The sequence below is a fragment of the Streptacidiphilus sp. PAMC 29251 genome (assembly GCF_054208735.2).
In genome coordinates this window covers 6263739-6285595 of record NZ_CM135725.2, presented here as the reverse complement: position 1 = coordinate 6285595, position 21857 = coordinate 6263739, and the positions used below count along the sequence as shown (strand labels likewise).

Genomic DNA, 21857 nt, shown 5'->3' with positions numbered 1-21857 from the left:
GATGATCAGCCGGACCATGCAGTCGAGCGTCAATGCCAAGCCCTTCATCCACGGTCCCGAGGCCGGTGCCGTGGCTGCGGTACTGGCCGAGGGCCAGTACGGGCACAGCCGCGAGACCGAGGCATTCGAGCGGGAGCTGGCGCAGTACCTGGGCGTCCCCCAGGTCGTGGCGGTCGCTTCGGGTACCGACGCGCTCCACATCGCCCTGCTCGCCGCAGGCATCCGAGCAGGGGATGAGGTGGTCGTGCCCTCGCTGACCTTCTGCGCGAGCGTGCAGGCCATCCTCATGTGCGGCGCCGTCCCGCACTTCGCCGAGGTCGACCCGGACACCCTGTGCGTCACCGAACGCACCGTCATGGAGGCGCTCACCCCGGCAACCCGCGCCGTGATGCCGGTCCTGTACGGCGGACGTGCCGTGGACCTGGGCGGCGTCCACGACACCCTGGCGGCCATGGGCATCGCGATCGTGGAGGACGCCGCCCAGGCGTTCGGCTCCTGGTGCGGCCCGCAGCGCGTCGGAGCCCGCCCTCAGGTGACCACGTGCTTCTCCTTCGGCCCGATCAAGCAACTGACCTGCGGCCAGGGCGGAGCGATCGTGCCGCGCACCGACCAGGCGGCCGACGTGGCCAGGAGCCTGCGGCTGCTGGGCATCGTCCAGCCGCAGCACGAGCGCGTGCGCACCACCACGTACACGGTCGAGAGCGCCGGTCTGCGTGCCCCGCTGTCGGGCATCAACGCCGCGATCGGCCGGGTCCAACTACGTCACTTCGCGGCGCTGGAGGGCCACCGCAAGTCCCTGTGGCGGGCCTACCAGGCCGCGTTGCTCAACCTCGACGACGCAACCCTGGTCGACGTCGGCATCGACAGCACGCTCCCGTTCAACTGCGTGGTCCGCGTCCCGAGGCGCGACGCCGTCTTCCAGCTGATGCACGCCGAGGGCGTCGCCGTCGGCGTGCACTACCCGCCCAACCACCTCCAGCCGGCCTTCGCCCGCTGGCACCGGGACCTGCCCGCCACCGAGCAGGCGGCCAGGGAAATTCTGAGCCTGCCTTTCCATCCGGCCATGACCAGCGCGGACGTGGTCCACGTCGTCACCGTGCTCGGCCAGGCACTGTCCATCAGCCGAGCCGACGAGCGACCCTCCCAGCCCTGCTACGAGCGGCCCTCGGCCACCACCGACAGCAGCACGTCGACCAGCAGCTCCGCCGCTTCGGGACGGCCGTGAGCACGTGCCTGCCGCGCCACCTCGTCACGCCGCACCGGGTCGGCAAGCAGCGGGGCGACCGCCTCCCGCAGCGTCTCGGGGGTCACCTCGCCGAGGAGTGCCACAGCGGCCCCGGCCTGCTGCAGGTGGGCGGCGTTGTGGGCCTGCTCGTTGCCGGCCGAGGTGACCAGCGGCACCAGCACCGAGGCCTTACCCAGAGCGGTGATCTCCGCGATGGTGCCCGCGCCGCTGCGCGAGACCACCACGTCGGCCAGGGCGAGCACGTCGGGCAGCTCAGATCCGACGAACCCAGTCAGGAAGTAGCGGCCCACCAACTGGGCGGGGAGAGCGGCGGCGCGGGCCGCCAGTTCCTCCACGGCGGTCGGCCCGCACTGGTGGATCACGTTGGCCTGCTCCAGCAGCCACGGCAGGATGGCGACCACGGCCTGGTTGATCTGCCGGGCCCCCTGGGCGCCGCCGGTGACGTAGACAGTCGGCAGCCTGCGGTCGAACCCGTCCAGACCCAGAGCCGTGACCGCCTTGTCCGCACTTCCAGCGAGCACCTGCGGGCGCACCGGGTTGCCGGTCACCACGGCAGTACGCCGAGCCGAATCGGGCAGCAGCGGCAGCGAAGCCTCCGAAGAGACCGCCACCCGCGCCGCCGCACGGGCCAGCGCTTTGTTCGCCAGCCCGAGCCGCACGGTCTGCTCGTGAATGACCAGCGGTACGCGGCACACCTTCGCCGCCAGGCCGATGGGGACGGCGACATATCCACCGGTGCCCAGCACCACGTCGGGGCGGAAGTCGGCGACGATCGACCGCGCCTGGGCCGCACCCAGCGGTACCCGGCCCATGTCCTTCGCGTTGGCCACCGACAGCATCCTCAGCGGGTTGCTGGAACGCCGGATCTTGCCCGTGGCCACCGGGGCGAAGGCGATGCCCTCGCTGGTGGCGACGCGCTCCTCAAGGCTCCCGGCAGTGCCGACCCACAGCACCTCCAGCGTCCGACCGTGTCCGGCCAGCCGGGCCGCCAGAGCGCGCACCGCAGTCAGCGCGGGATAGGTGTGCCCACCGGTCCCGCCCCCCGACACGATCAGGCGCAACGCCCGCTCCGGGCCGAACGGCAGGGCGCTGACGAGGTCGCTGGCCATAGCGGGACTTCCTGTCTGACGGTGCCAGAACCGAGCCCTGGCCGACGAAGGATCGGGAGATTACGGGACGATAGCAGGCTTTTCACCCACCGCATGAAGTGAACCAACCATCCACTGAACGCACTTGAGAACAGGAGGCTCGAACATGAAACGTGCAGCCGTACTCGGGAAGGGCAGCCTCGCCGCCCACGCCTGCGAAACCATCGCGGCACTGCCCGGCATGGCCCTGGACACCGTGGTCCCCGTCGCCCAAGAACCCGATTGGGACATCCCCTTGTCCGGTTACGTGACCAAGAACTGGCCAGCGACACGTGTCCTGCGCTCAGGCGACTGGCGCGACCTCGACGGCCGCTTCGACCTCGTCTTCAGCGTGCTCTACGACCAGATCATCGGCCCCGACCTGATCAATCGCGCCGAGCGCATCATCAACCTCCACCCCGGCCGCCTGCCTCAGTACCGAGGTGTCCGCCCCGTCAACTGGGCCCTTCGCAACCGGGAGACCCTCCACGGCGTCACCATCCACGCCATCGAGACCGGCGTCGACACCGGACCGGTCATCGCCGAAGCCCTGTTCTCCATCTGGCCCGACACCGACGAGGTGTGCGACGTCTGGCAGCGCTCCATGGAACACGGCCGCCTCCTCATCACCCACACACTGGTCCACCTCGACCACATCACCCCCCGCCCCCAGGACGAGACCGCCGCAGTAACCCACCACAGCCGAGACAACTACCAGCTCGGCGACCGCAGCGACTGGACCCGACAGACGTCACGGTGACCACTCCCGAAGTCCGCCCGCAAGTGCAGGACACGCGAGCTGCTCGCCGACCCGGACGCCGCGCTGGGCTACCTGGAGTCCCGAGCTGCCGGTGAGGACTTGATGGTGCCGCACGTCGGTAGCTACTTCGCCCCCCACCCTGGCCGCCGTCTGCGAGCGGTTCTCCGGCCAGGTGCTGGGCAGTGGCTCTGCGCTGAAGTTGCCGACTTCGGTTCTCGCGGTAGCGCCGTCTCCCGTCCTCAACGCATCGCTCTGTTCAGCGTGTCAGGCGGTGGCGCCAGTCCAGCGGAGTGACTCTGATGGCGCGGCTCGGGTCGCGGCCCCAGTTGGAGTGGAGCCCGGTTGCCTCAAGGGCCGCCACGACCTCGTCGCCGACGGCTCGGGTGGTTTCCGCCGAGTCGTCGAAGCCGCCGTAGAGGAGCGTCAGCCCCTGGCCCCGTGCGGCGGCGGCGGTGCACTGGTTATGGAAGTAGACGAAGCCGCAGGAGCCGGGGGCGGCTTCGCCGCCGATCTCGGTCTGTCCGCAGTTGCGGCAGCAGGTGAAGTTCTCGCGGGCCGTGATGCCGGCTGCCTCCAGGAGGGCGAACGCGCGGGTGAGGCGTTCGGGGTCGGTCTCGCCCTCCCAGCTGGACTGCTCCTCGACGCGTTCGAGCCACAGCCGGTCGGCCAAGGCCAGGGCCTGCTGGCGCGAGACGGGTCGGCGGTCCTTGGTGACCAGGTACTCCTCCGCCAGTTCGGCGAGTTCCACGCGGGAGGCATAGCCACCGATCAGCACCTCCCGGACTTCGGCCTCCAACTCCGCACGCTCGGCGTCACCGAGGTCGAGCGGGGGTGCCTCCACGACGGGTCCCAGGTCCAGCAGCGACCAGGCCAACCCGTTCTGCCAGCCCGGCTGCTGCCGCGCCCAGGCGGTAAGCACTCTGACCGCTTCCTCGGGCTCGATGACTGTCGTTTCAAAGTGCCGGTCGGCAGCACCGTCGCGGTGCTCCAGGGTGTATCCGTCACCCGGCTCGTGCAGCACCTGAGCGAAAACGTCGGGCAGATCGGGTATCCGCTCGAGCACCAGGAACCGGTCGTCGCGGGCACCGATGCGGTGAACCAGCTCGGCCAGTTTCTCGGCAGACGGGCGGACGTGCCGTTCCTGGTTGGTCGCCACCATGATCTCTACCATGTACAGACTTTGGCACAGCCCACTGACAGTGGATTCCGCCGCTCGCTGAGGTTGAAAGCGTGTTGGCCGGTTCCGGTGGCTGACGGTTCTTGATCCCTGCGGTACGCCGGTTGCATGAGGTACGCGCAGGGTGGCGGCCTGTCACCGAAGGGACAGGTGCAGCGGGAGCTGGTGCGGTTGGAGGCGGCGGAGCGGTTCGCTGCCGGGGAGTCGACGGCGGTGGTCGCGGCCGCGCTGCGGGTGGGTGAGCGGCAGGTGCGCAAGTGGCGTCAGGCCTGGCGCCAGGGCGGCGCGGACGCGTTGCGGTCGAGGGGTCCGCACTCGGTGGAGCGGCTGGGCTCGGATCAGTGGCTGGTGCTGGTGCGTGAATTGGAGCACGGTCCGATGGCGCACGGCTGGAGTGAGGACCGGTGCTGGACGCTGGGCCGGATCCGGCTGGTGATCGCGCGCCGGTTCCACGTCGGCTACACCGTGCAGGGCGTGTGGCACCTGCTGCGGCGTCACGGCTGGTCCGTGCAGGTGCCGGTACGTCGGGCGCTGGAGCGCGACGACGCGGCGGGCGAGGTCTGAAAGGCGGAGGTCTGGCCGCAGCCAAAAGGACGGCGGGCCCGTGACGCCTGGATCTGCTTCGCTGACGAGGCCGGCCAGGGCATGAGGCCGCCCAGGGGCCGGACCTGGGCACCACGCGGGCGCACCCCCGAGGTGCGGGTGGTGGTCGGCAGCCGGGGCCGGGTGACCATGGCCGGCGTGGTCTGCTTCAAGCCCGGCCACCGGCCCCGGTTCTTCTACAAGCTGCACGTCTACCGGGGCCGCAAGCGCGAGGGGAAGAGCTTCACCTGGCAGGACTACCGCGACTTCACCGCGATGACGCACACCCAGCTCGGCGGCCCGGTGGTCTGGTGCCGGGACAACCTCAGCACCCACCTGACCGACGGCCTGACCGAGTACGCCATCGAGCACCGCGAGTGGCTGGAGGTGTTCCAGTTCCCCTCCTACGCGCCGGACCTCAACCCGCAGGAAGGGATCTGGTCGCTGGTCAAGCGTGGCCTGGCGAACTTCGCCGCCGCCGACCTCAACCACCTCGTCCAGGTCGTCAAACGCAAGCTGAAGCAGATCCAGTACCGCCCCCACCTCATCGCCCTCTCTGACAGTCTCGACTGAGACGTCCGGTTCGTCCGGGTTAGTCTGGATGGGCGAGACAGGAGATTCCCGGCATGGCTTCCAATACCACCACCTCACGCACAGCCCCCGAGCCCGACCCGGCCCCGCGGCCGAAGCGGCGCACGTTCACGGCGGAATACAAGCTGCGGATCGTCGCTGAGTACGATGCCGCCCCCAGCGGGGAGAAGGGCGCGGTCCTGCGCCGCGAGCGGTTGTACCACTCGCACATCATCGAGTGGCGGGCCGCGCGAGACGCCGGAGCGATGGCCACGCTCGCCGACCGGCGGACCTCGCCCGCACGCCCCAAGAGGCCCGCCGAAGCAGCCGAGGCCGAGCGGCTGCGCAAGAGGCTGGCCGTCGTGGAACGGGAGCTGGCGCAGAAGGACGCCGCCCTGGAGCTGCTGGGAAAAGCTTCCGCACTCTTGGAACTGCTCTCCAAGAGTGCGGGCTGAAAGCCGAGGCCGAGCAGGTCGCCGACGAGCTCTTCCAGTCGCTGGAGCGGGAGTTGAACACCACTGCGGCCTGCCGGCTGACCGGTCGCTCACGGGCCACGCACTACCGTCGGCTCAACCCGCCCCCGCCGCGCGAGCGCGCTCCGCGCCCCTCGCCGCCCTCAGCTCTGGCTCCGGCGGAGCGCGCGCGGATCCTGGCACTGATGAACAGCCCGGCCTATGCCGAACTGGCACCTGCCCAGATCTGGGCGCGCGAACTGGACGAGGGCCGCTACTACTGCTCAGTGCGCACGATGTACCGGATCCTGGAGGCCCAGGGCCAGACCGGCGAGCGCCGCCGCCAGGCCACCCACGCCGCCAAGTCCATCCCCGAACTCGTGGCCACCGCCCCCTCGCAGGTCTTCAGTTGGGACATCACCAAACTGGCCGGACCAGACAAGGGCATCTGGTACCACGCCTACGTCATCATCGACATCTTCAGCCGCTACGTCGTCGGCTACACCGTGGAGATGGCCGAATCGGCCGAGCGCGCCGAGGAGTTGATCAGCGAGACCGTCGAACGCAACGGCATCGCCCCCGAGCACCTGCACGCGGACCGCGGCACCTCGATGACCAGCAAGAAAGTCTCGCAGTTGCTCATCGATCTGGGCGTGACGCGCTCGCACTCGCGCCCCAAGGTCTCGAATGACAACCCGTACAGCGAAAGCCAGTTCAAAACCACGAAGTACATGGCCGACTACCCGGCGCGGTTCGACTCCCTGAACCACGCACGCGAGTGGTTCGACTCATTCATTGCCTATTACAACCATGAGCATCGCCATTCGGGCATCGGGCTGCACACGCCTGCGTCCGTGCACTTCGGCACCGCCGGCCAAGTCCAGGACCAGCGCGCCGTCACGCTCAACGAGGCATACGCCCGCCACCCCGAACGCTTCGCCCACCGCCCCCGCCCGCCCAAGATCCCCGATCAGGCGTGGATCAACGACCCCGCCAAACGCAGAGAACCCGAATCAGCACAACAGAGCGCATAACCGTACGAACGTCTCATTTGACTTGACACGTTCCGTCGAGGGCTGCCTCACCGAGACCGGACTGATCATCGAACCCCGGTGACACCAGCGCAGGCCACCACACTTTCAACCTCAGCAGTTGGCCTCGGGTCAAATCCCCCGGCGGAGCGAGTGGAACGGCGTACTCTCGCACTAGCGCGAACGGTACTTCTCAATAGGACAGTTGATGACTTTTCACTTGCCCGTAGCCCGGCCGGACGGAATGCCAAGCCCCTCTGGACCCCGAGGATTCCGCCTGCTCAACGCCATCTGGTCGTGGTTCACGAAGAACAACGCTTGGCCAACTTTCGATGAGATTGATCGGGAGCTTTACAGGAGCGAGGGAGATGGGTCCTTCGTTGATGTCCTGTCCCTCTTGAAGTGCCCCGGTTCCACTCGTTCTGCCCCTACTGACTGTTCTGTCTCACTACAGTTGCCCCTGGGGAGATCCGGAGGGGCCGATGAGCGCGGTGCTTGCCGTTGCGGACGCCGAGGGGTTTGAGCTGGGGTTTTTCGACGCCGAGGGTGTTGAGCGGCGTGAGGGGCTGTCGCGTTGCTGGAGTGTGGCGTTCGAGGACGTTGGGCCGGTGCGAGCGTTCTTCTCGCGCAAGGGGCAGCGGCACTTCCCCGGGTGGTATTACGCGGTGACGACGGGGCGTCATGTGGGCTTCGAGTCGTGGCTTGAGCGTGATCACGCGATGCTTCTCGACTTCGATCCGCAGGTGGTGGGGTTGGCCTCGCAGCCGTTTTGGCTGCACTGGACGGTGGAGGCCGAGCGCCGACGCCATGCCCCTGACTACTTCGTCCGCAAGGCGGACGGTACCGGGGTGGTGCTCGACGTGCGGGCGGACGATCGCATCGAGCCCCGCGATGCGCAGGCGTTCGAGGCGACACGGCGGGCGTGCGGGCTGGTCGGCTGGGAGTTTCGTCGGTTGGGGACGATGACACCGGTATTCGTGCGCAATCTGCGCTGGATCTCACGCTACCGGCATCCGCGATGCCGGGGCCCGGCGGGCGTCGCCGAGCGGCTGCTTGAGGTCTTTGCGCAGGCCCAGCCCCTGTTCGAGGGGGCGGGGATGGTCGGGGAACGGCTGCTGGTCCTCCCGGTGCTCTATCACCTGCTGTGGTGCGGGCATCTGTCCGCGGACCTGCACGCGCGGGTCCTCGACGCATCGACGCCGGTGGGCGTCGGGGCCCGGGGGCAGGCGCGGTGAGCGCGCCGCGCAGGCCGGGGGTGTTGCACCGCGGCGACCGGATCAGCTACCGGGGTGCTTCCTATACGGTGCTGGGTTTGTCGGGCACGCTGGTGCGGTTGGCCGAGGAGTTCCGGCGCGGTCCCGACCTGGCCGTGCACCTGAGCGACCTGCAGGCCGACGCCAGCTTCTCGATCGTCGGGGCGCGCGGGCGCGCGAAGCTTCCGGCGTCGGGGCTGCTGGATGAGCTGCCGACGCACCTGGTCGAGGAGGCGCTGTGGTGGGAGCGTCACGTCCTGGAGGTCATCTACGGGGTGGGCCCCGACGCGCTGCCGGGGGCGTCGGCGCGACCCGGCTACGATCCGCTTGGCACCACGCTGACCCAGCGTGAGGCAGCCAAGGCCCGTGAGCTGGCGGACGCCGGACACCAGGTGAGCGTCAGCCGGGTCAAGCGTCAGCGGCAGCGCTACGAGGCCGGCGGGGTGCGCGCGCTGGTGGACCGCCGTTTGACCAAGCCGGCGTCGCCGGCCGGTCGGGTCGATGAGCGGGTGGTGGCGGCGATGCGCGAGGCGATCGCGGAGACTGCCGAGGCGTCCTCGCGCACCGCCGGTCACGCGTTGTGGCGCACTGAGCAGATCCTCGCGTCCTGGCACGGGCCCGGTGCGGTGGCGATGCCCTCGCGCACGACGTCCTACCGCCTGTTCGCCAGGTTGTCCGACACGCACACCACCGGCTCGGCGCGCACCCGGCGCTCTTTGGCTGGCCGTCCCGAAGCCCCGTTCGGGGCACTTGCGGTGGACGCGCCGGGGGAGATCGTGCAGATCGACTCCACGCCGCTGGACGTGCTGGTGCTGCTGGACAGCGGGGTGATCGGTCGTCTGGAACTGACCGGCATGATCGACGTCGCGACGCGGACGGTGACCGCGGCGGTGCTCTCCCCGACCACCAAGTCGGTGGACGCCTCGGTGCTGCTGGCCCGCACCGTGACTCCCGAGCCGATGCGCCCGGGCTGGATCGAGGCGCTGTCGATGGCGCACTCGGTACTGCCGCACCGGCGGCTGATGGCCATCGACGAGCGTTTGGAGCACGCGGCGGCCAAACCGGTGATCGTCCCGGACACGATCGTCTGCGACCTGGGCAAGGTGTTCATCTCCCACAACTTCCGGGCGTCTTGCCGGTTCCTGGGGATCACTTTCCAACCCGTGCACCCCGCTTCGGGCGCGGAGAAGCCCCATATCGAGCGGATGTTCTCCTCCGTGGGCACGCTGTTCAGCCAGTTCGTCGCCGGCTACACCGGCTCCAGCGTCGAGCGCCGCGGCTACCAGGTGGAGGACCAGCCCTTGTGGTCGCAGCTGGAACTGCAGGCGCTGCTGGACGAGTGGCTGATCCTGTGGCAGAACCGGCCCCACGACGGGCTGCGCGATCCGCTGGCACCAGGGCGCGCGTTCACCCCCAACGAGAAGTACGCCGCGCTGGTGGAGGCCGCCGGCTACGTGCCGATCGCGCTGGGTCCCGAGGACTACATCGAGCTACTGCCCGCGACCTGGCGGGCGATCAACGCCTACGGAGTACGTATCGGACGGCGGACCTACGACGCGGCAGCGCTCAACCCCTGGCGCGGGCAGCCCTCGGGCGTGACACACAAGAGGAACCTGTGGGAGGTCCACCACGACCCCTACGACGTCTCGCGCGTCTGGGTGCGCGAGCCGCGCGGCGGCTGGATCAACGTGCCCTGGCGCCACCTGCAGCGAGCCCCGATCCCGTTCGGCGACCTGGCCTGGGACCACGCGCGCGCCAACACGCCGCCCGGTGCCACCGAGGAGCAGATCGCCGACGCGGTGCAAGACCTGCTGCGGCGCGCCGCCGCCGGCCCCGGTCAGACCCCGCAGGAGGGACCGGCTGCCTCCAAGCGCGAGCGGCGCGTCGCGGCCCGCACCAAGGCCACCGCCCGCCCCCAGGCATCTCCCGATCCGTCCCCGGACCGCGCGGACCAGGACGAACAGGATCCGCAGCCCCTCGCCGAGGTCATCCCGATGCCGATCTTCGATCCGTTCGCCGAAGCGGACAAACGATGGTGACCGGCCGCGCCCCGCAGCGACCGGGAACCGGTGGCCCCGGCGAGTTCGAACATCTGCAGCTGACCACGCTGGCCGGATGGCGCGGGTTCATGGACGAGACGCTGTCAGCGCCGGACCTGCTGCCCGAGGTGTTGTGGCTGGGCTTGGAGGACGACAAGCGCACTGGCTACGACGACGACCGTATCGATCACCACTCCCGCCTGCTGGTGGTCCAGACCCCGACCGTCCACCAGGTCGTCACCAGCGGCCGCCGCCTGATCCAGATGAACAAGAACGCCCACTACGGGCGGTGCGGACTCATCGTCTCCGGACCACCCAGAACCGGGAAGACCACCGCGCTGACCCAGTTGGGAAAGACAGTCGAGCTGATCCACCGCCGTCGCCACCCGCGCTCCACCGGTGACGCCCCGGTGGTCTACATCACCGTCCCCCCGGCGGCCACGCCGAAGATGATGGCCATGGAGTTCGCGCGGTTCTTCGACCTGCCGATCTCGGGCCGGTCCAACATCACCGACATCGCCGACGTGGTCCTCGCAGTGAGCCTGGACACCCGTGTCACCCTCGTGGCCATCGACGAACTCCACAATCTGGACACCCGCACCCGGGCCGGCGCCGAAGCCTCCGACACGCTGAAATACTTCTCCGAGCGGATCCCGGCGACCTTCGCCTACGCCGGAATCAGCCTGGAGCGCACCGGACTGCTCTCGGGAACCCGCGGCGAACAGATCGCTGGCCGGTTCGGCATGGTCCGCACCGGCCCGTTCGCCCCAGACCAGCAGTGGACAGCCCTGATCGCCGCCCTGGAGGACAGCCTGCGCCTGCACTACCACCAGCCCGGGACCCTGCCCGGCCTGGACCGCTACCTCCATCAACGCACCCACGGCATGATCGGAAGCCTGCTCTGGCTGATCCGCGGCGCCGCGATCAACGCCGTCCTCGACGGCACCGAGCGCATCACCAAGAAGGCCCTGGCCGCCATCGACGCCGACATCGCCTCCCAATCCCCGCGCCCTCCGGCCACCTGAGCGCGGCCCATGCTGCCCCAAGAACGCGTCGAGCAGATCCTCGCCCTGGACCGGGCCGGCTGGTCGGCTCGCGCCATCGCCGACCAGCTCGGCCACGCCCCGCAGACCATCCGCGACTACCTGAGCGGACGCACGACACCCGGAGTCCGAGCCCCGCGGCCCAGCCTGCTCACCGGCCCTCTCGCCCGCTACTGCCGGCAGCGCTTCGCCGCGGACGCGCACCTGCCCGCCAACACCCTGTTCGCCGAAGTCGTCGGCCTTGGCTTCGAGGGCAGCCGGGCGACTTTCTACCGCGCGCTGACCCGCCACCGGATCACCCCCGGCCGCCAGGAGCCGGTGCCGCCGCGACTCTCAGAGCCGAGCCCCTCAGGCCCGCCCCCTCCGGCCCGGAACACACCGGTCCTGCCGCGGCCCATCGCCCCCATCGCCGGCGAGACCCTCGACTCCTACCTGACCCGCACCGCTGACGCCAGCCACCTCACCCTCGCCGAAGTCCTCGCCGTCCTGCCCCCCTGGTTCACCACAAAGATCAGCAATCCTGACGACCGCTCCCAGCACCACATGCTCGCCCCCGCGAGCGCCCGGGCACTGAACGCTCTCGCCCGGCTCACCAGCACGACCCCGGCCGCCCTCAGTCGAGCGCTGCCCGCCTTCAGGGCCGCCGACGCGCACCTCCTGATCCGAGCCACCACCGCCTGCCGCCGATGCACCGCCCGCCGCGGCATCGCGCAGCGCGTCCACGTCCACCTGCCCGCGCACCACGCGATCTGCACCCGGCACGGCATCTGGCTCAGCGACGGCGACCAGCCGCAGATCGACCTCGCCATCTGCCCGGAGATCATCAGAGCCCAGTACCGGGCCCGCCGGCTCCTACGCCGGTGCTCGCCGCAACAGCTGATGCTCGCCCAACAGGCCTCAGCCGAAGTGATTCCTGCCTGGCCGTCCTCGCCGAGAGCCATCGCGGAGCATTGGAAGTACCGACTCCTCGCGCTGCAGACCGCCAGCAACCACCACGGCGTCCCCACCGACCACGACGCCTACGCTGACGCGGCGAAATACCCCGACGTCATCGCACTCGCCGCGGCCATCCTCACGCGCAGCGCCCAAGGCGGATCCGAGCAAGATCCGAATGCGCCCGGGGCTCCGCAGATAGCCGCAGGTGACACGGTAGTTGGCCACCGTGTCGAGGAACTGCTGATTCAGAGTCCCTGGATGGCTTCGCCCAGGTCAGAGCAGTAGGAGGCCCAGCAGATCACGGAACCGTGGGTATCAAACTGTCCCACCTGCCAGCCCTCGTCGCCCTCGACTTTGACCAGGCACAGGTCGTGGAAGCCGAGGACGAACGACCTTGACCCACGACGAAGGACGGCCACAATCACGGCACCGAGGAAGGTACTGCGCATTCACCCGATCAAGTTGAGTAGTCTCCCGGATGTGACCCTGGATGACGGCCGCCCGCAGATGCCAGAAGCCTTGCTCGCTCTGGCAAACGTGCCGCTTGACCTCGACGGAGTTGGCCTGCGGTTTCTCCCGGACTTCCTGCCGACCAAGCAGATGGAGACGTGGTTCCGTGACTTGGCCGTCCCAGGCGGGGCCCCCGCGAACGACTTCCTGATCTTCGCCGTGGATCGCGAGGAGGGCCTCGATTCCATGGCATTCTGGCTCGCCCGACCCGGGGCCGCTCTCGAGGAACAGCCCGTCGTAGCCATCGGGCCATACACACGGCCGCAACTCATCGCTCGCGATCTGGCCAGCTGCCTCTGGTTCCTGGCAGACGCATTCACCGTGATGGGCATCGATGCGTCCCCAGAGGGTTCGCTCAACTACGGGTTGGTGGAAGTCGCGGAACGATTTGCCCCAGGGAGCCGCCAGACAGTAGCTGGGGCAGAGACTCGGGCCGCTGAGGAGTTCCCCGACTTCCAAGCTCTCCTCGTTGACCCAACCGATCCCTGAAGCAGACTGGTCGCCGCAGGTCGCAGGCATGCTCGCAGACCAGATCGCTGCCGGAGTACAGCCGCGCCAGAACACCTCCGATCCGGGACAGATCGAGTGGGACTGCAGGCCCTCGACGCACATCGGGGGCAGATTGAGTGGGACAACGGGCCATCAACCATCCCACTCAATCTGCCCCGCGCAGGTCAGCGATGTGATCGCGGAGCGCTTCAACTGGGACAGGACAGTTGAGGCTGCAATCAAGAAGCTTCCCGAGGGGCTGGTGCGGGGAGTTGATCTTCGCCGCCCCACGATGATGAGCGGGAATCAGGAGATCAGCCTGACCCTTGCAGGTGCCGCCAACTGTGATGACTCCGGTGCGGAGGTCAACGCCGTTCTTGGTCTCGTGCGGGTTGCTGCTGCTGTCGAGCGGGATTGGGAGCCCCCGCGCGGCCCGGATCAGCCGTCGATGCCGAGCATCGACCCCGAGACGCTGAGCGGGCTTGCGTTCTTCGACCCCAAAACGCTTCCATCGCCTCAGGTTCTCTACCGAGCTTCCCACCTGGCAATCAGCGAGCCATGGAGCTCTGTGCTAGGTCGCAACCATGAGCACCTGCACTGGACTTTGAACTTTGACCGCCGTATCCGCCCCTTTGCCAATGTCCGCGACCTCACCGACTACTGGGAGCGGCGAATCCGTGTCATGGCGCCGGAGCCATCCAGCGGGCAGCCACTGCCGCTGAATCACAACGTCTTTGCAGGCACGGCGACCGCTCAGGCGATGGGGTTCCCGGCTACCGCCGAGGTCGCGGGAAGCGCGGCTGCCATGCTGGCGAGCCTCCATCCAGACGTCGAGGCTAAGGCCGGCAGGCTGTTCCAAGACGGGTACCTGAAGCAGGCAGTCTTCGAGATGAGTAACGGCGCTGTGTGCGATTGAGGTCAGGGCGTGTCGGCCTGGCGGGTTGTCTGATGGGTGATCACCTCTCGGCAGCGCGGTCGGAGACCAGGCCGGCTACGGCTGTGTAGGTCTCGTCGAAGTCTTCGCGGCGGCCGAGGAAGCGTTGCAGGGTGCGCCATTGCTTGTGCTCGGCGTTGGCGTGCTCCACGCAGATGCGCTCCGACGACTGCTGGTGGCGTTCCGCGTTCCAGGCCGCGAGTTCCTGGGGTGTCGCGTCCTTCTTCGGTTTGAGCGGCGGAGCCTGGACCTGGTCGGGAAACTCCTTCGCCAGGCCCCGGTATCCGGCGTCGACCTTGGCTTTGACCTGTGGGAACTGCCTGAACAGGTCGGCGATTCCCTCGGTGCGCACCGCCGTCTGGTCGTGCATCCGCCCGGGGCGGAACGCCCCGGCCCACAGAGTCCGGCCCTGGCCGTCGGTGACGACGGTGGCCTTCTTGGTGTTCATCTTCTTTTTGCCCGAGACGAACGCACGTCGGCCGGGCTTGTTGGCGCGCGGGCGGCGGACCTGGACCTCGGTCCCGTCGAATCGCAGCTCGACGCCCTCGGCCGCCGCGTAGGCGAAGACGTCGGCCAGGGTGCGAAGCCGCAGCTCGGGATGGTCCTTGACGGCGAATCCGCGTGCGGCCAGCAGCGGTCTGATCTCACGGATCGCGCGGGTGACCGTGGAGCGGTCCACTCGGTACAGCTCGGCCAGGGCCGCGTGCGGGAGCTGGAAGCGCAGCGCCACCAGGGTCACGATGATCCGGTCCACGAACACCAGATCGTGGTCGGGGCCGGCCCCGGCCGCACGCAACCGCTCGTGGCCTCGGCGTTCACGCAGCCGGGATTCCTCGGCAGCAGTCCAGACGCCGGCGAGTTCGGCGACGAGTTTGCCGAGTCGCCGCGGCTGGAGGCCGGTGAAGATACGCTTGGACAAGGCCGTGCGGCCCGGGTGATGCGTCACAACACCACTCCACCGCACGGCCTGCTTCATGTCCGGGCAATACCACGATCGTTATTCGTACACCGCGCCGTAAGCATCTAGAGCACCGCGTGCAGACCATCGCCCGTCCCTTGCTGGATCGCATGATCAGCGGCAAGGCGCTGATGGGCAAGGTCTTCGCGCTGACCGCCCCGCTCCTCGATCCGACCCGGGCCGTGGATGAGTTCACGCGCGGCGATGAGCAGGAGGGCTTCTCATACCTGTTCATGGGCATGATGCAGGCCATCCGGAACACCGGGGGCCACGGCGACTACCCGGTGTACTCCGAGGAGGAGGCGTTCGAGATCCTGGCGTTCCTTAGCTACCTATCCCGCCGATTGGACCTCGCTGAGGAGCGCCTGCAGCTTGCAGCCACTCCGGAGGACGGTTCAGGCTCCTAGTATTGATCACGGCGCGGGGCGGACTGCCTGGAGGGGCTGTGGGCGTGCGCCAATTGATCATCGACAGGTGGTCGTGGCTGAACTACAAGCCAGCGATGTCAGACCCGCGCCGCCCCGGCGGCCGGGCCTTCCCGGAGCTCGACTGTGGGTGGGTACCCGACGAGGACATGCGGCGTCTGGCCGCCTACAAGCTGCTCGCCGCCTACGACAACAACCAGGCCGGCCAGCTCGCGGCGATCGGCGGCGACGAGGACGGGCTTGAGCGCCGCGAACTTGGCGACCCCGCCAAGATCATCGACTCGACATTGGGCTACCTCCTCGGCTCCGAGCAGCAGATCGTCGTACCGGGGGCCGAGCACGCCGACGAGGACGACGCGCCGACCGGCGCTGCCGAGGTCGCCTCCGTACAGAAGCGGCTGCGGGACTGGGCCGAGAGCGAACTCCTGCCGATGCGCCTCCAGCAGGCCGAACGATGCGCCGTAAGCAGCGGCGATGCCGTCTACACCCTCGCGTGGAGCCCGCAGAAGCAGCGAGTGCTGCTGAGGCCTACGACCCGAGGGTTCTACTTTCCGGAGTGGCATGACGGGGAACAGGACAGCGCCGAGTACCCGTCGCGTGTCCACTTCGCCTGGGAGCTTCCGCCCGAGCTGCGGCGAAGGATCAAGGCTCGGCTTCGCCGGATCACCTACGGGCTGGGCCCGATTGGCGCGGCCACGCAGAAGGCCCGTACCGGCGACGGCCGCGCGATCCGCGAAGACGTCATCGGAGCCGAAGGTGATCCGGTACTGACCGTCGGCGATACCCAGGACCCGGTGACCGGTGCAGTGCAGCGCGGCTACCCCTGGGCCCCTGGCACCCCGTCCGCGACGACGTGCTTCCTCACTGAAGCGGAATGGATGCTCGAAGACCTCAAAGGCAGCCACGACGTCTACAGCCTGCCGATGGACAAGGCGGCGTACCGCCAGCGCGGTGACGGCGAAGCCCTTGACCGGCTGGACCTGATGTGCGACTTCATCCCGGTGGTGCACATCACCAACACGATCCCCGACGGGGGCGGGCACTGGGGCAAGAGCACCCTCGGCACGGTGCTGCAGGCCCTGGACGAACTCGCAGCGACCGACACGGACAGCTCGTCGGCTTCGGCGACCACGGGCACGCCACAGACAGGCGGGTCCCCGTTCGGGTGGAGACCGGGACGGTGTGGGAGCTATCTGACGGCGGTCGGATGGCCGCCCTGAACACCGCACCGCAGCTGGCCGAGTTTCGGCAGCGTGTCTTGCACCTGCTGGACCGGGTGGCAGAGAACTCGCGGCTGACTACAGCCGGCCTCGGCCTGCTCGACCCGTTAGCGGTGCCCTCGGATGCTCCAGGACGCCGGCCTTCCCCATCGAGGATGTCCAAGCGGAAATCGAACGCATCCAGAAGCGGGCGTTCGACCAGGCAGCGAAGCTCGCCGATGCCACCGGCGACAACGGAGCCGTGCGCGAGTACCTTGGCCCGCCGAAGGCCCATGCGGGTATGCCGCCTGTGCCGCTTCTTCCTGCGGCGAGCACTGGGGGTCCCGACCCTCCAATGGTGCGGGCGTTTCCTAGGCTGGCTACTCCTTCGATTGCCTCTCGACGTCTCGCATGAGGGTGGCCCCCGGAGCGGCTGCAAGGTGCTCGTCTAGGTCGAAGGAGTGCCTGAGCCTGGGGCGCGCGCTCGTCAGTGCCCTTGCTTTCGCAGGCTCGGTAGTGACAAGGATGACTTTTGGAAGGGCCTTAGGCTGATCGATCTTGATCTTGTCGATCTTGTGCTTTTCCTTGGTGCGCCGAAGAACTTGCAGCCGGATGCGCTTCGCTGCCTGTATCTCTTTGCGCGCCATGGGCTGCTCCAGACTATGAGGACAGGGATCCCGCGAGGAATAGGATCAGCGCCACGGCCATGAGGCCGACGCCCAATCCAACTGTAAGCCGTTTTGGATTGATTGCCTGATTGTTGTTTTTGGTGTAGATGTCAGCTTCCGTCTCGAACAGGTCGCGCCGCCAATCATGAGGTGTCCACTTCAAGTCACCGGAGTTGTCCTCATCCTCGTACAGCTCCAATAGCTGCTGCAGTGCCCTGGGCTCGAACGCCTTGAGCTTCCGGGGCCGTAGCAGCGCCTTAGTTTGATCCCAGCCTTGTTCGAAGCGGCAGGCGGTGCTGTGGCGGAACCGTCGTCGGAAGGCGCGCCCTCGCCAGGAGCTTGGCGGCCATCGGGCGAATGCCGTCCATAGAGCCCGCAGCCCGCGATGCGTGAAGTGCAGCGCCCCCTTTAGTGCGCCGAATGCGCAGATGAACGGGCGTGCGAGTACGTGCGTCTTGTTCCACGCTCCATCTGCCTCAAGCAGAGCTTTCCTGAAGTCTGGGTACCAAGCCATGAAGGCAACCCGATCCCAGAGGCAGAAGATCAAGGCCCCGATGCTCATGCCGAACGCGACAGAAGTTAGGCTCTTCCATGTCCCTGCCAGAGATGATGTTTCGAGGAGCGTCACGAGCACTGCTTCGAAGCCCAGGAGAGCCGCAGCGACGATGTTCATGCCATCGACGGAGCGGAACTGCTCTACTCGCTCGCTGTGAATCCGCGTAAGCAGCAGACATGTGGGGTCTTCGTCGGCGCTGTGATAGGGATCGAACTCGACGGCCAAGTTGGCAGTCGGCTGGCCTGACTTGCTAGTCCACTGCCGAATGCGAATGCCTTCTTGCCGTCGAGTACCCACAGTTCCCAGTGTCCGGCCGAGTGGACCACGACGCACGCCAGCCAGGTCAGTTGCGAGAGATCGGCAGTCTCGTCTGAGGTTGGTCCGCTTTGACGGACATCCGAGATCACTGAGGTTGAAAGTGTGGTGGCCTGCGCTGGTGTCACCGGGGTTCGATGATCAGTCCGGTCTCGGTGAGGCAGCCCTCGATGAGGTGGGGGCGGTACTGGATCTGCTTCAGCTTGCGTTTGACGACCTGGACGAGGTGGTTGAGGTCGGCGGCGGCGAAGTTCGCCAGGCCACGCTTGACCAGCGACCAGATCCCTTCCTGCGGGTTGAGGTCCGGCGCGTAGGAGGGGAACTGGAACACCTCCAGCCACTCGCGGTGCTCGATGGCGTACTCGGTCAGGCCGTCGGTCAGGTGGGTGCTGAGGTTGTCCCGGCACCAGACCACCGGGCCGCCGAGCTGGGTGTGCGTCATCGCGGTGAAGTCGCGGTAGTCCTGCCAGGTGAAGCTCTTCCCCTCGCGCTTGCGGCCCCGGTAGACGTGCAGCTTGTAGAAGAACCGGGGCCGGTGGCCGGGCTTGAAGCAGACCACGCCGGCCATGGTCACCCGGCCCCGGCTGCCGACCACCACCCGCACCTCGGGGGTGCGCCCGCGTGGTGCCCAGGTCCGGCCCCTGGGCGGCCTCATGCCCTGGCCGGCCTCGTCAGCGAAGCAGATCCAGGCGTCACGGGCCCGCCGTCCTTTTGGCTGCGGCCAGACCTCCGCCTTTCAGACCTCGCCCGCCGCGTCGTCGCGCTCCAGCGCCCGACGTACCGGCACCTGCACGGACCAGCCGTGACGCCGCAGCAGGTGCCACACGCCCTGCACGGTGTAGCCGACGTGGAACCGGCGCGCGATCACCAGCCGGATCCGGCCCAGCGTCCAGCACCGGTCCTCACTCCAGCCGTGCGCCATCGGACCGTGCTCCAATTCACGCACCAGCACCAGCCACTGATCCGAGCCCAGCCGCTCCACCGAGTGCGGACCCCTCGACCGCAACGCGTCCGCGCCGCCCTGGCGCCAGGCCTGACGCCACTTGCGCACCTGCCGCTCACCCACCCGCAGCGCGGCCGCGACCACCGCCGTCGACTCCCCGGCAGCGAACCGCTCCGCCGCCTCCAACCGCACCAGCTCCCGCTGCACCTGTCCCTTCGGTGACAGGCCGCCACCCTGCGCGTACCTCATGCAACCGGCGTACCGCAGGGATCAAGAACCGTCAGCCACCGGAACCGGCCAACACGCTTTCAACCTCAGCAGTGGGCTCCAATGAACCTCGACACCACTGGGTCATATTCGACGAGGAAGTCGACGACCTGCCAGAAATCGGCCAGCCGCGGATGCGCCAGGGCCGCAGTGCGGTCCAGCTTGATGCCGTAAATGGCGCTGTCGGGCGCGACGGCCGCGCCCGACACCAGGGAGCAGGCGGGCTCTCGCTGGCCTTCGACCGCGCCGTATCGGGCGCCGAAAGTGACGTGGTCGCTATGGTCATTCGTGCCCCAGGTACCCAGGATGACATCGAAGTAGATCTCCGGGCCGCTCTGGTGGTGGTAGCAGGAGGCGAAGAAGACCGCGAACGGCTCGCCTTCGTGATCGAGGTACGCCCAGGTGCGGTCCGCGTCGGTGCCGCAGCAGTCGCAAATGAAGGTACGGATCTGGCGCTCGCCGCTGAAGGTGTATCCCATGAGTTGTCATCCTGCCCCAGCACAGGAGGACTCCGCACCTCAGGGGCTCCGTCAGCCCGAATCCACCGGCTGATCATTTCGGGGTTGCTCTCCTGCCCGTGGACGGTCGGCCGCTGGGGGCAACAGGTTGAGGGTGTGCGGTAGCCGCCGTGCGCGGGTCGCGGCCTGTCCGAGGGGTTGTGCGGGGTCGGGAGCGGTTGGTGGCGCTGTCGCCGGTGGCCGTCGGGCCGTCGCGGTGCGGGATCTTGTGGCGGTCAGGCCGCCGGGCGCGGCGGTGGGGAGTGGACGGCCTCGAACAGGGCGGTGAAGGCGTCGCGCCAGGGCCAGTGCTCGGGCAGATGCACCGTCAATTTGGTGCGCGCGGTGCGCGCGAGCCGGGCCGGGACGTGGACCAGGTGGGCGCGCAGGGTCGCTGTGGTGGCCTTGGCGTGGAAGACCGAGGTCAGCGCACCGGCGGCCCGCAGCAGGTTGTGCGACATCGCCCACAGGGTCAGCCACGCGGCGTTGGCCTGGAAGTTCCCGGACGGCAGGTGGGCCAGAGGCCCGGACTTCCCGTCCGCGATCACCTGCTCCACCACGGCGTGCTGCCGGTGGTGCAGTTCCGCCTGCAGCACCGCGAAGGAGCTGTCGGTGAAGACGGGGTGGTAACGCCAGGCGGTGAACAACTCGCCCTGACCCTGGGCCACTTCGGCGTTCAATCGGCGGACCCGGCGCACGATCAGCCGGGCGGTGACGTGCTCGGACTTCCTTCGGCCGGTGAAGGCGGTGTAGGGGATCTCGGCGACCTCGGCGTCGGAGACCATCTCGCCGGTGTCGGGGTCGACGAAGGCGTCCGGGTAGCGGATCGCCGTCCAGGACTCCTGCGGGATGCGGGAGATCGCGCCCGCGATGGAGGGGTTCATGCCGGTGGTCAGGGAGAATCGGGCGCCGGCCCGGCGGCAGGCGGCGACCACGTCGGCGGTGTAGAACTTGCTGTCCGCGCGGACCAGGCGGATCCCGGTGCCGCCGGTCTCCTTCGCTATGGCCAGGGCCTCGCTCACGAAGCTCTCGGCTCCGCGGACGTCGGCGGCCTTGCCGCGGCGCAGGCGGACCGCGCCGATCACGGGCCGGGCGATCGGGGTGGACAGGGTGGCCAGGATCGGGTGCAGGGTGCGCTGGCCCTTGAGGCGGCCGACCTGCGCGCCCTGCTTGGCGTGGCCGTACACGCGGCGGTGGGTGGGGTCGATGTCGATGAACATCAGTGTGTCGGCGCCGGGCAGCAGTGGGGTGCTGCGGGCCAGTCGGGCCAGGAAGTCGCGGTGAACGCGGTGGAGCTGGCGGTTGTGGCCGTGGGTGAAGGAGCGCAGGAAGGTGCCCAGGGTGGAGGGCGCGCGGACCGAGGTGAAGGCGCGGTCCATCGCGCCGTGCCGCAGCCGCGCCGCGTCGTCGATGCTGTCCGCGCCCGCGCACATCGCGCTGATCAGCGACATCACTTTGGCGGCCGGGTTGGCTCCGCCGCTGTTGTCGGCGCCCTCGATGCGGAGCGCGGACGCGGCCAGTTGCCGCAGGCCGGCCCGCTCGGCCAGCCGGACCAGCGACAGCAGCCCGGCATCGGCGATCAGGTTCGGCTCGTCGAAGACGGCGGAAACCGCTGTGGCGGCATGGCAGGATTGCATCTCGCGGATGTTCTCTCGTTCTGGCGACTTGGTTCTGTAGGAAGTCCCATCGTCCCAGGTCAGAGGGCATCCGCGTCGTTATGTCCAGGCCTCGGACAGGTCATTCATCGGTGGATTCGGGGTCAGGTGCCGATCACCGCTACCCAAGTCGCCGGCGTGACGAAGCCCTTCGGCAGGAGACCAACGGAGGGGGTGGTCGGAGTCGTTCATCTCGTCGTCATGCCAGGCGAAGGGTCGGCCCGC

Annotated in this window: 19 protein-coding genes and 2 pseudogenes; 13 read left to right on the top strand and 8 right to left on the bottom strand. The window is 68.4% G+C overall.

Translation table 11 applies throughout. The features are described 5' to 3' along the window. The first annotated feature begins 1 nt into the window (after window position 1). Window positions 2-1225, top strand: coding sequence for a DegT/DnrJ/EryC1/StrS family aminotransferase (locus ACXKR8_RS30040; protein ID WP_458267698.1), 1224 nt, complete (start codon window positions 2-4; stop codon window positions 1223-1225). On the opposite strand, the gene ACXKR8_RS30035 is transcribed toward ACXKR8_RS30040, so the two are convergent. Continuing rightward, window positions 1153-2355 carry a UDP-N-acetylglucosamine--N-acetylmuramyl-(pentapeptide) pyrophosphoryl-undecaprenol N-acetylglucosamine transferase gene (locus tag ACXKR8_RS30035; RefSeq protein WP_458267697.1) on the bottom strand — a complete coding sequence of 401 codons (1203 nt, stop codon included), beginning with the start codon at window positions 2353-2355 and terminating at the stop codon, window positions 1153-1155. The genes ACXKR8_RS30040 and ACXKR8_RS30035 overlap by 73 nt on opposite strands. Window positions 2356-2500: 145 nt before the next feature. Between ACXKR8_RS30035 and ACXKR8_RS30030 the strand changes: the two genes are divergently transcribed. Further along, on the top strand, window positions 2501-3133 hold the full coding sequence (locus ACXKR8_RS30030) for a formyl transferase (RefSeq protein ID WP_458267696.1): 633 nt from the start codon (window positions 2501-2503) through the stop codon (window positions 3131-3133). A gap of 256 nt (window positions 3134-3389) precedes the next feature. Here ACXKR8_RS30030 and ACXKR8_RS30025 read toward each other — a convergent pair whose 3' ends face one another. Then, a complete protein-coding gene (locus ACXKR8_RS30025; RefSeq protein WP_458267695.1) occupies window positions 3390-4304 on the bottom strand; it encodes a DUF6891 domain-containing protein in 915 nt (304 codons plus the stop codon). A gap of 114 nt (window positions 4305-4418) precedes the next feature. On the opposite strand from ACXKR8_RS30025, the pseudogene ACXKR8_RS30020 reads away from it, so the two are divergent. The 9 genes and pseudogenes from ACXKR8_RS30020 (at window position 4419) to ACXKR8_RS29980 (ending at window position 14131) form a co-directional block, all read left to right on the top strand. Beyond that, window positions 4419-5465, top strand: a pseudogene (locus ACXKR8_RS30020) (IS630 family transposase). 53 nt (window positions 5466-5518) lie between these two features. Beyond that, window positions 5519-5917: a transposase gene (locus ACXKR8_RS30015; RefSeq protein ID WP_458266979.1), complete on the top strand. Its 399-nt coding sequence runs from the start codon at window positions 5519-5521 to the stop codon at window positions 5915-5917. Next, the gene (locus ACXKR8_RS30010; protein ID WP_458275112.1) at window positions 5914-6948 is read left to right on the top strand and encodes an IS3 family transposase; all 1035 of its coding nucleotides are present in this window, start codon (window positions 5914-5916) and stop codon (window positions 6946-6948) included. Before ACXKR8_RS30015 ends, ACXKR8_RS30010 begins: the two co-directional genes overlap by 4 nt. A gap of 479 nt (window positions 6949-7427) precedes the next feature. Continuing rightward, window positions 7428-8180, top strand: a complete 753-nt coding sequence (locus ACXKR8_RS30005) for a TnsA-like heteromeric transposase endonuclease subunit (protein WP_458267694.1) — start codon at window positions 7428-7430, stop codon at window positions 8178-8180. Between the two features lie 68 nt (window positions 8181-8248). Beyond that, a complete protein-coding gene (locus ACXKR8_RS30000) occupies window positions 8249-10237 on the top strand; it encodes a Mu transposase C-terminal domain-containing protein (protein WP_458275111.1) in 1989 nt (662 codons plus the stop codon). Then, window positions 10231-11262 (top strand): AAA family ATPase, encoded by a 1032-nt coding sequence (locus ACXKR8_RS29995; protein WP_458267693.1) that lies wholly within the window; start codon window positions 10231-10233, stop codon window positions 11260-11262. The genes ACXKR8_RS30000 and ACXKR8_RS29995 overlap by 7 nt, the downstream gene beginning before the upstream one ends. Before the next feature lie 9 nt (window positions 11263-11271). Then, window positions 11272-12501: a hypothetical protein gene (locus ACXKR8_RS29990; protein ID WP_458267692.1), complete on the top strand. Its 1230-nt coding sequence runs from the start codon at window positions 11272-11274 to the stop codon at window positions 12499-12501. Window positions 12502-12696: 195 nt separating this feature from the next. Next, entirely contained in the window at window positions 12697-13215 is a 519-nt protein-coding gene (locus ACXKR8_RS29985) for a hypothetical protein (RefSeq protein WP_458267691.1), read from the top strand. Further along, window positions 13196-14131: a hypothetical protein gene (locus ACXKR8_RS29980; RefSeq protein ID WP_458267690.1), complete on the top strand. Its 936-nt coding sequence runs from the start codon at window positions 13196-13198 to the stop codon at window positions 14129-14131. Before ACXKR8_RS29985 ends, ACXKR8_RS29980 begins: the two co-directional genes overlap by 20 nt. 40 nt (window positions 14132-14171) lie before the next feature. On the opposite strand, the gene ACXKR8_RS29975 is transcribed toward ACXKR8_RS29980, so the two are convergent. Next, a complete protein-coding gene (locus ACXKR8_RS29975) occupies window positions 14172-15125 on the bottom strand; it encodes a transposase family protein (protein ID WP_458266773.1) in 954 nt (317 codons plus the stop codon). Window positions 15126-15142: 17 nt separating this feature from the next. On the opposite strand from ACXKR8_RS29975, the gene ACXKR8_RS29970 reads away from it, so the two are divergent. Together ACXKR8_RS29970 and ACXKR8_RS29965 are read left to right on the top strand one after the other, a co-directional pair. Next, window positions 15143-15514 carry a TIGR02391 family protein gene (locus ACXKR8_RS29970; RefSeq protein ID WP_458275110.1) on the top strand — a complete coding sequence of 124 codons (372 nt, stop codon included), beginning with the start codon at window positions 15143-15145 and terminating at the stop codon, window positions 15512-15514. 95 nt (window positions 15515-15609) lie between these two features. After that, window positions 15610-16752, top strand: a complete 1143-nt coding sequence (locus ACXKR8_RS29965; protein ID WP_462099913.1) for a hypothetical protein — start codon at window positions 15610-15612, stop codon at window positions 16750-16752. Window positions 16753-17111: 359 nt separating this feature from the next. On the opposite strand, the gene ACXKR8_RS29960 is transcribed toward ACXKR8_RS29965, so the two are convergent. From ACXKR8_RS29960 to ACXKR8_RS29940, 5 genes and pseudogenes are all read right to left on the bottom strand, one after another. After that, entirely contained in the window at window positions 17112-17378 is a 267-nt protein-coding gene (locus ACXKR8_RS29960; RefSeq protein WP_458267688.1) for a hypothetical protein, read from the bottom strand. Between the two features lie 13 nt (window positions 17379-17391). Beyond that, complete coding sequence (locus ACXKR8_RS29955) at window positions 17392-18180, bottom strand: hypothetical protein (protein WP_458267687.1); 789 nt, start codon at window positions 18178-18180, stop codon at window positions 17392-17394. 214 nt (window positions 18181-18394) lie between these two features. Beyond that, window positions 18395-19462, bottom strand: a pseudogene (locus ACXKR8_RS29950) (IS630 family transposase). 65 nt (window positions 19463-19527) lie between these two features. After that, window positions 19528-19959, bottom strand: a complete 432-nt coding sequence (locus tag ACXKR8_RS29945) for a hypothetical protein (protein ID WP_458267686.1) — start codon at window positions 19957-19959, stop codon at window positions 19528-19530. A 254-nt stretch (window positions 19960-20213) separates the two neighbouring features. Then, window positions 20214-21614 carry an IS1380 family transposase gene (locus tag ACXKR8_RS29940; protein WP_458266600.1) on the bottom strand — a complete coding sequence of 467 codons (1401 nt, stop codon included), beginning with the start codon at window positions 21612-21614 and terminating at the stop codon, window positions 20214-20216. Window positions 21615-21857 lie beyond the last annotated feature (243 nt).

Bases quoted from the DNA above. Each gene is read 5' to 3' on its own strand.
- ACXKR8_RS30040 (WP_458267698.1), top strand. From the start codon at position 2: ATGATCAGCCGGACCATGCAGTCGAGCGTCAATGCCAAGCCCTTCATC.
- ACXKR8_RS30035 (WP_458267697.1), bottom strand. From the start codon at position 2,355: ATGGCCAGCGACCTCGTCAGCGCCCTGCCGTTCGGCCCGGAGCGGGCG.
- ACXKR8_RS30030 (WP_458267696.1), top strand. From the start codon at position 2,501: ATGAAACGTGCAGCCGTACTCGGGAAGGGCAGCCTCGCCGCCCACGCC.
- ACXKR8_RS30025 (WP_458267695.1), bottom strand. From the start codon at position 4,304: ATGGTAGAGATCATGGTGGCGACCAACCAGGAACGGCACGTCCGCCCG.
- ACXKR8_RS30015 (WP_458266979.1), top strand. From the start codon at position 5,519: ATGGCTTCCAATACCACCACCTCACGCACAGCCCCCGAGCCCGACCCG.
- ACXKR8_RS30005 (WP_458267694.1), top strand. From the start codon at position 7,428: ATGAGCGCGGTGCTTGCCGTTGCGGACGCCGAGGGGTTTGAGCTGGGG.
- ACXKR8_RS29995 (WP_458267693.1), top strand. From the start codon at position 10,231: ATGGTGACCGGCCGCGCCCCGCAGCGACCGGGAACCGGTGGCCCCGGC.
- ACXKR8_RS29990 (WP_458267692.1), top strand. From the start codon at position 11,272: ATGCTGCCCCAAGAACGCGTCGAGCAGATCCTCGCCCTGGACCGGGCC.
- ACXKR8_RS29975 (WP_458266773.1), bottom strand. From the start codon at position 15,125: ATGAAGCAGGCCGTGCGGTGGAGTGGTGTTGTGACGCATCACCCGGGC.
- ACXKR8_RS29965 (WP_462099913.1), top strand. From the start codon at position 15,610: ATGTCAGACCCGCGCCGCCCCGGCGGCCGGGCCTTCCCGGAGCTCGAC.
- ACXKR8_RS29960 (WP_458267688.1), bottom strand. From the start codon at position 17,378: ATGGCGCGCAAAGAGATACAGGCAGCGAAGCGCATCCGGCTGCAAGTT.
- ACXKR8_RS29945 (WP_458267686.1), bottom strand. From the start codon at position 19,959: ATGGGATACACCTTCAGCGGCGAGCGCCAGATCCGTACCTTCATTTGC.
- ACXKR8_RS29940 (WP_458266600.1), bottom strand. From the start codon at position 21,614: ATGCAATCCTGCCATGCCGCCACAGCGGTTTCCGCCGTCTTCGACGAG.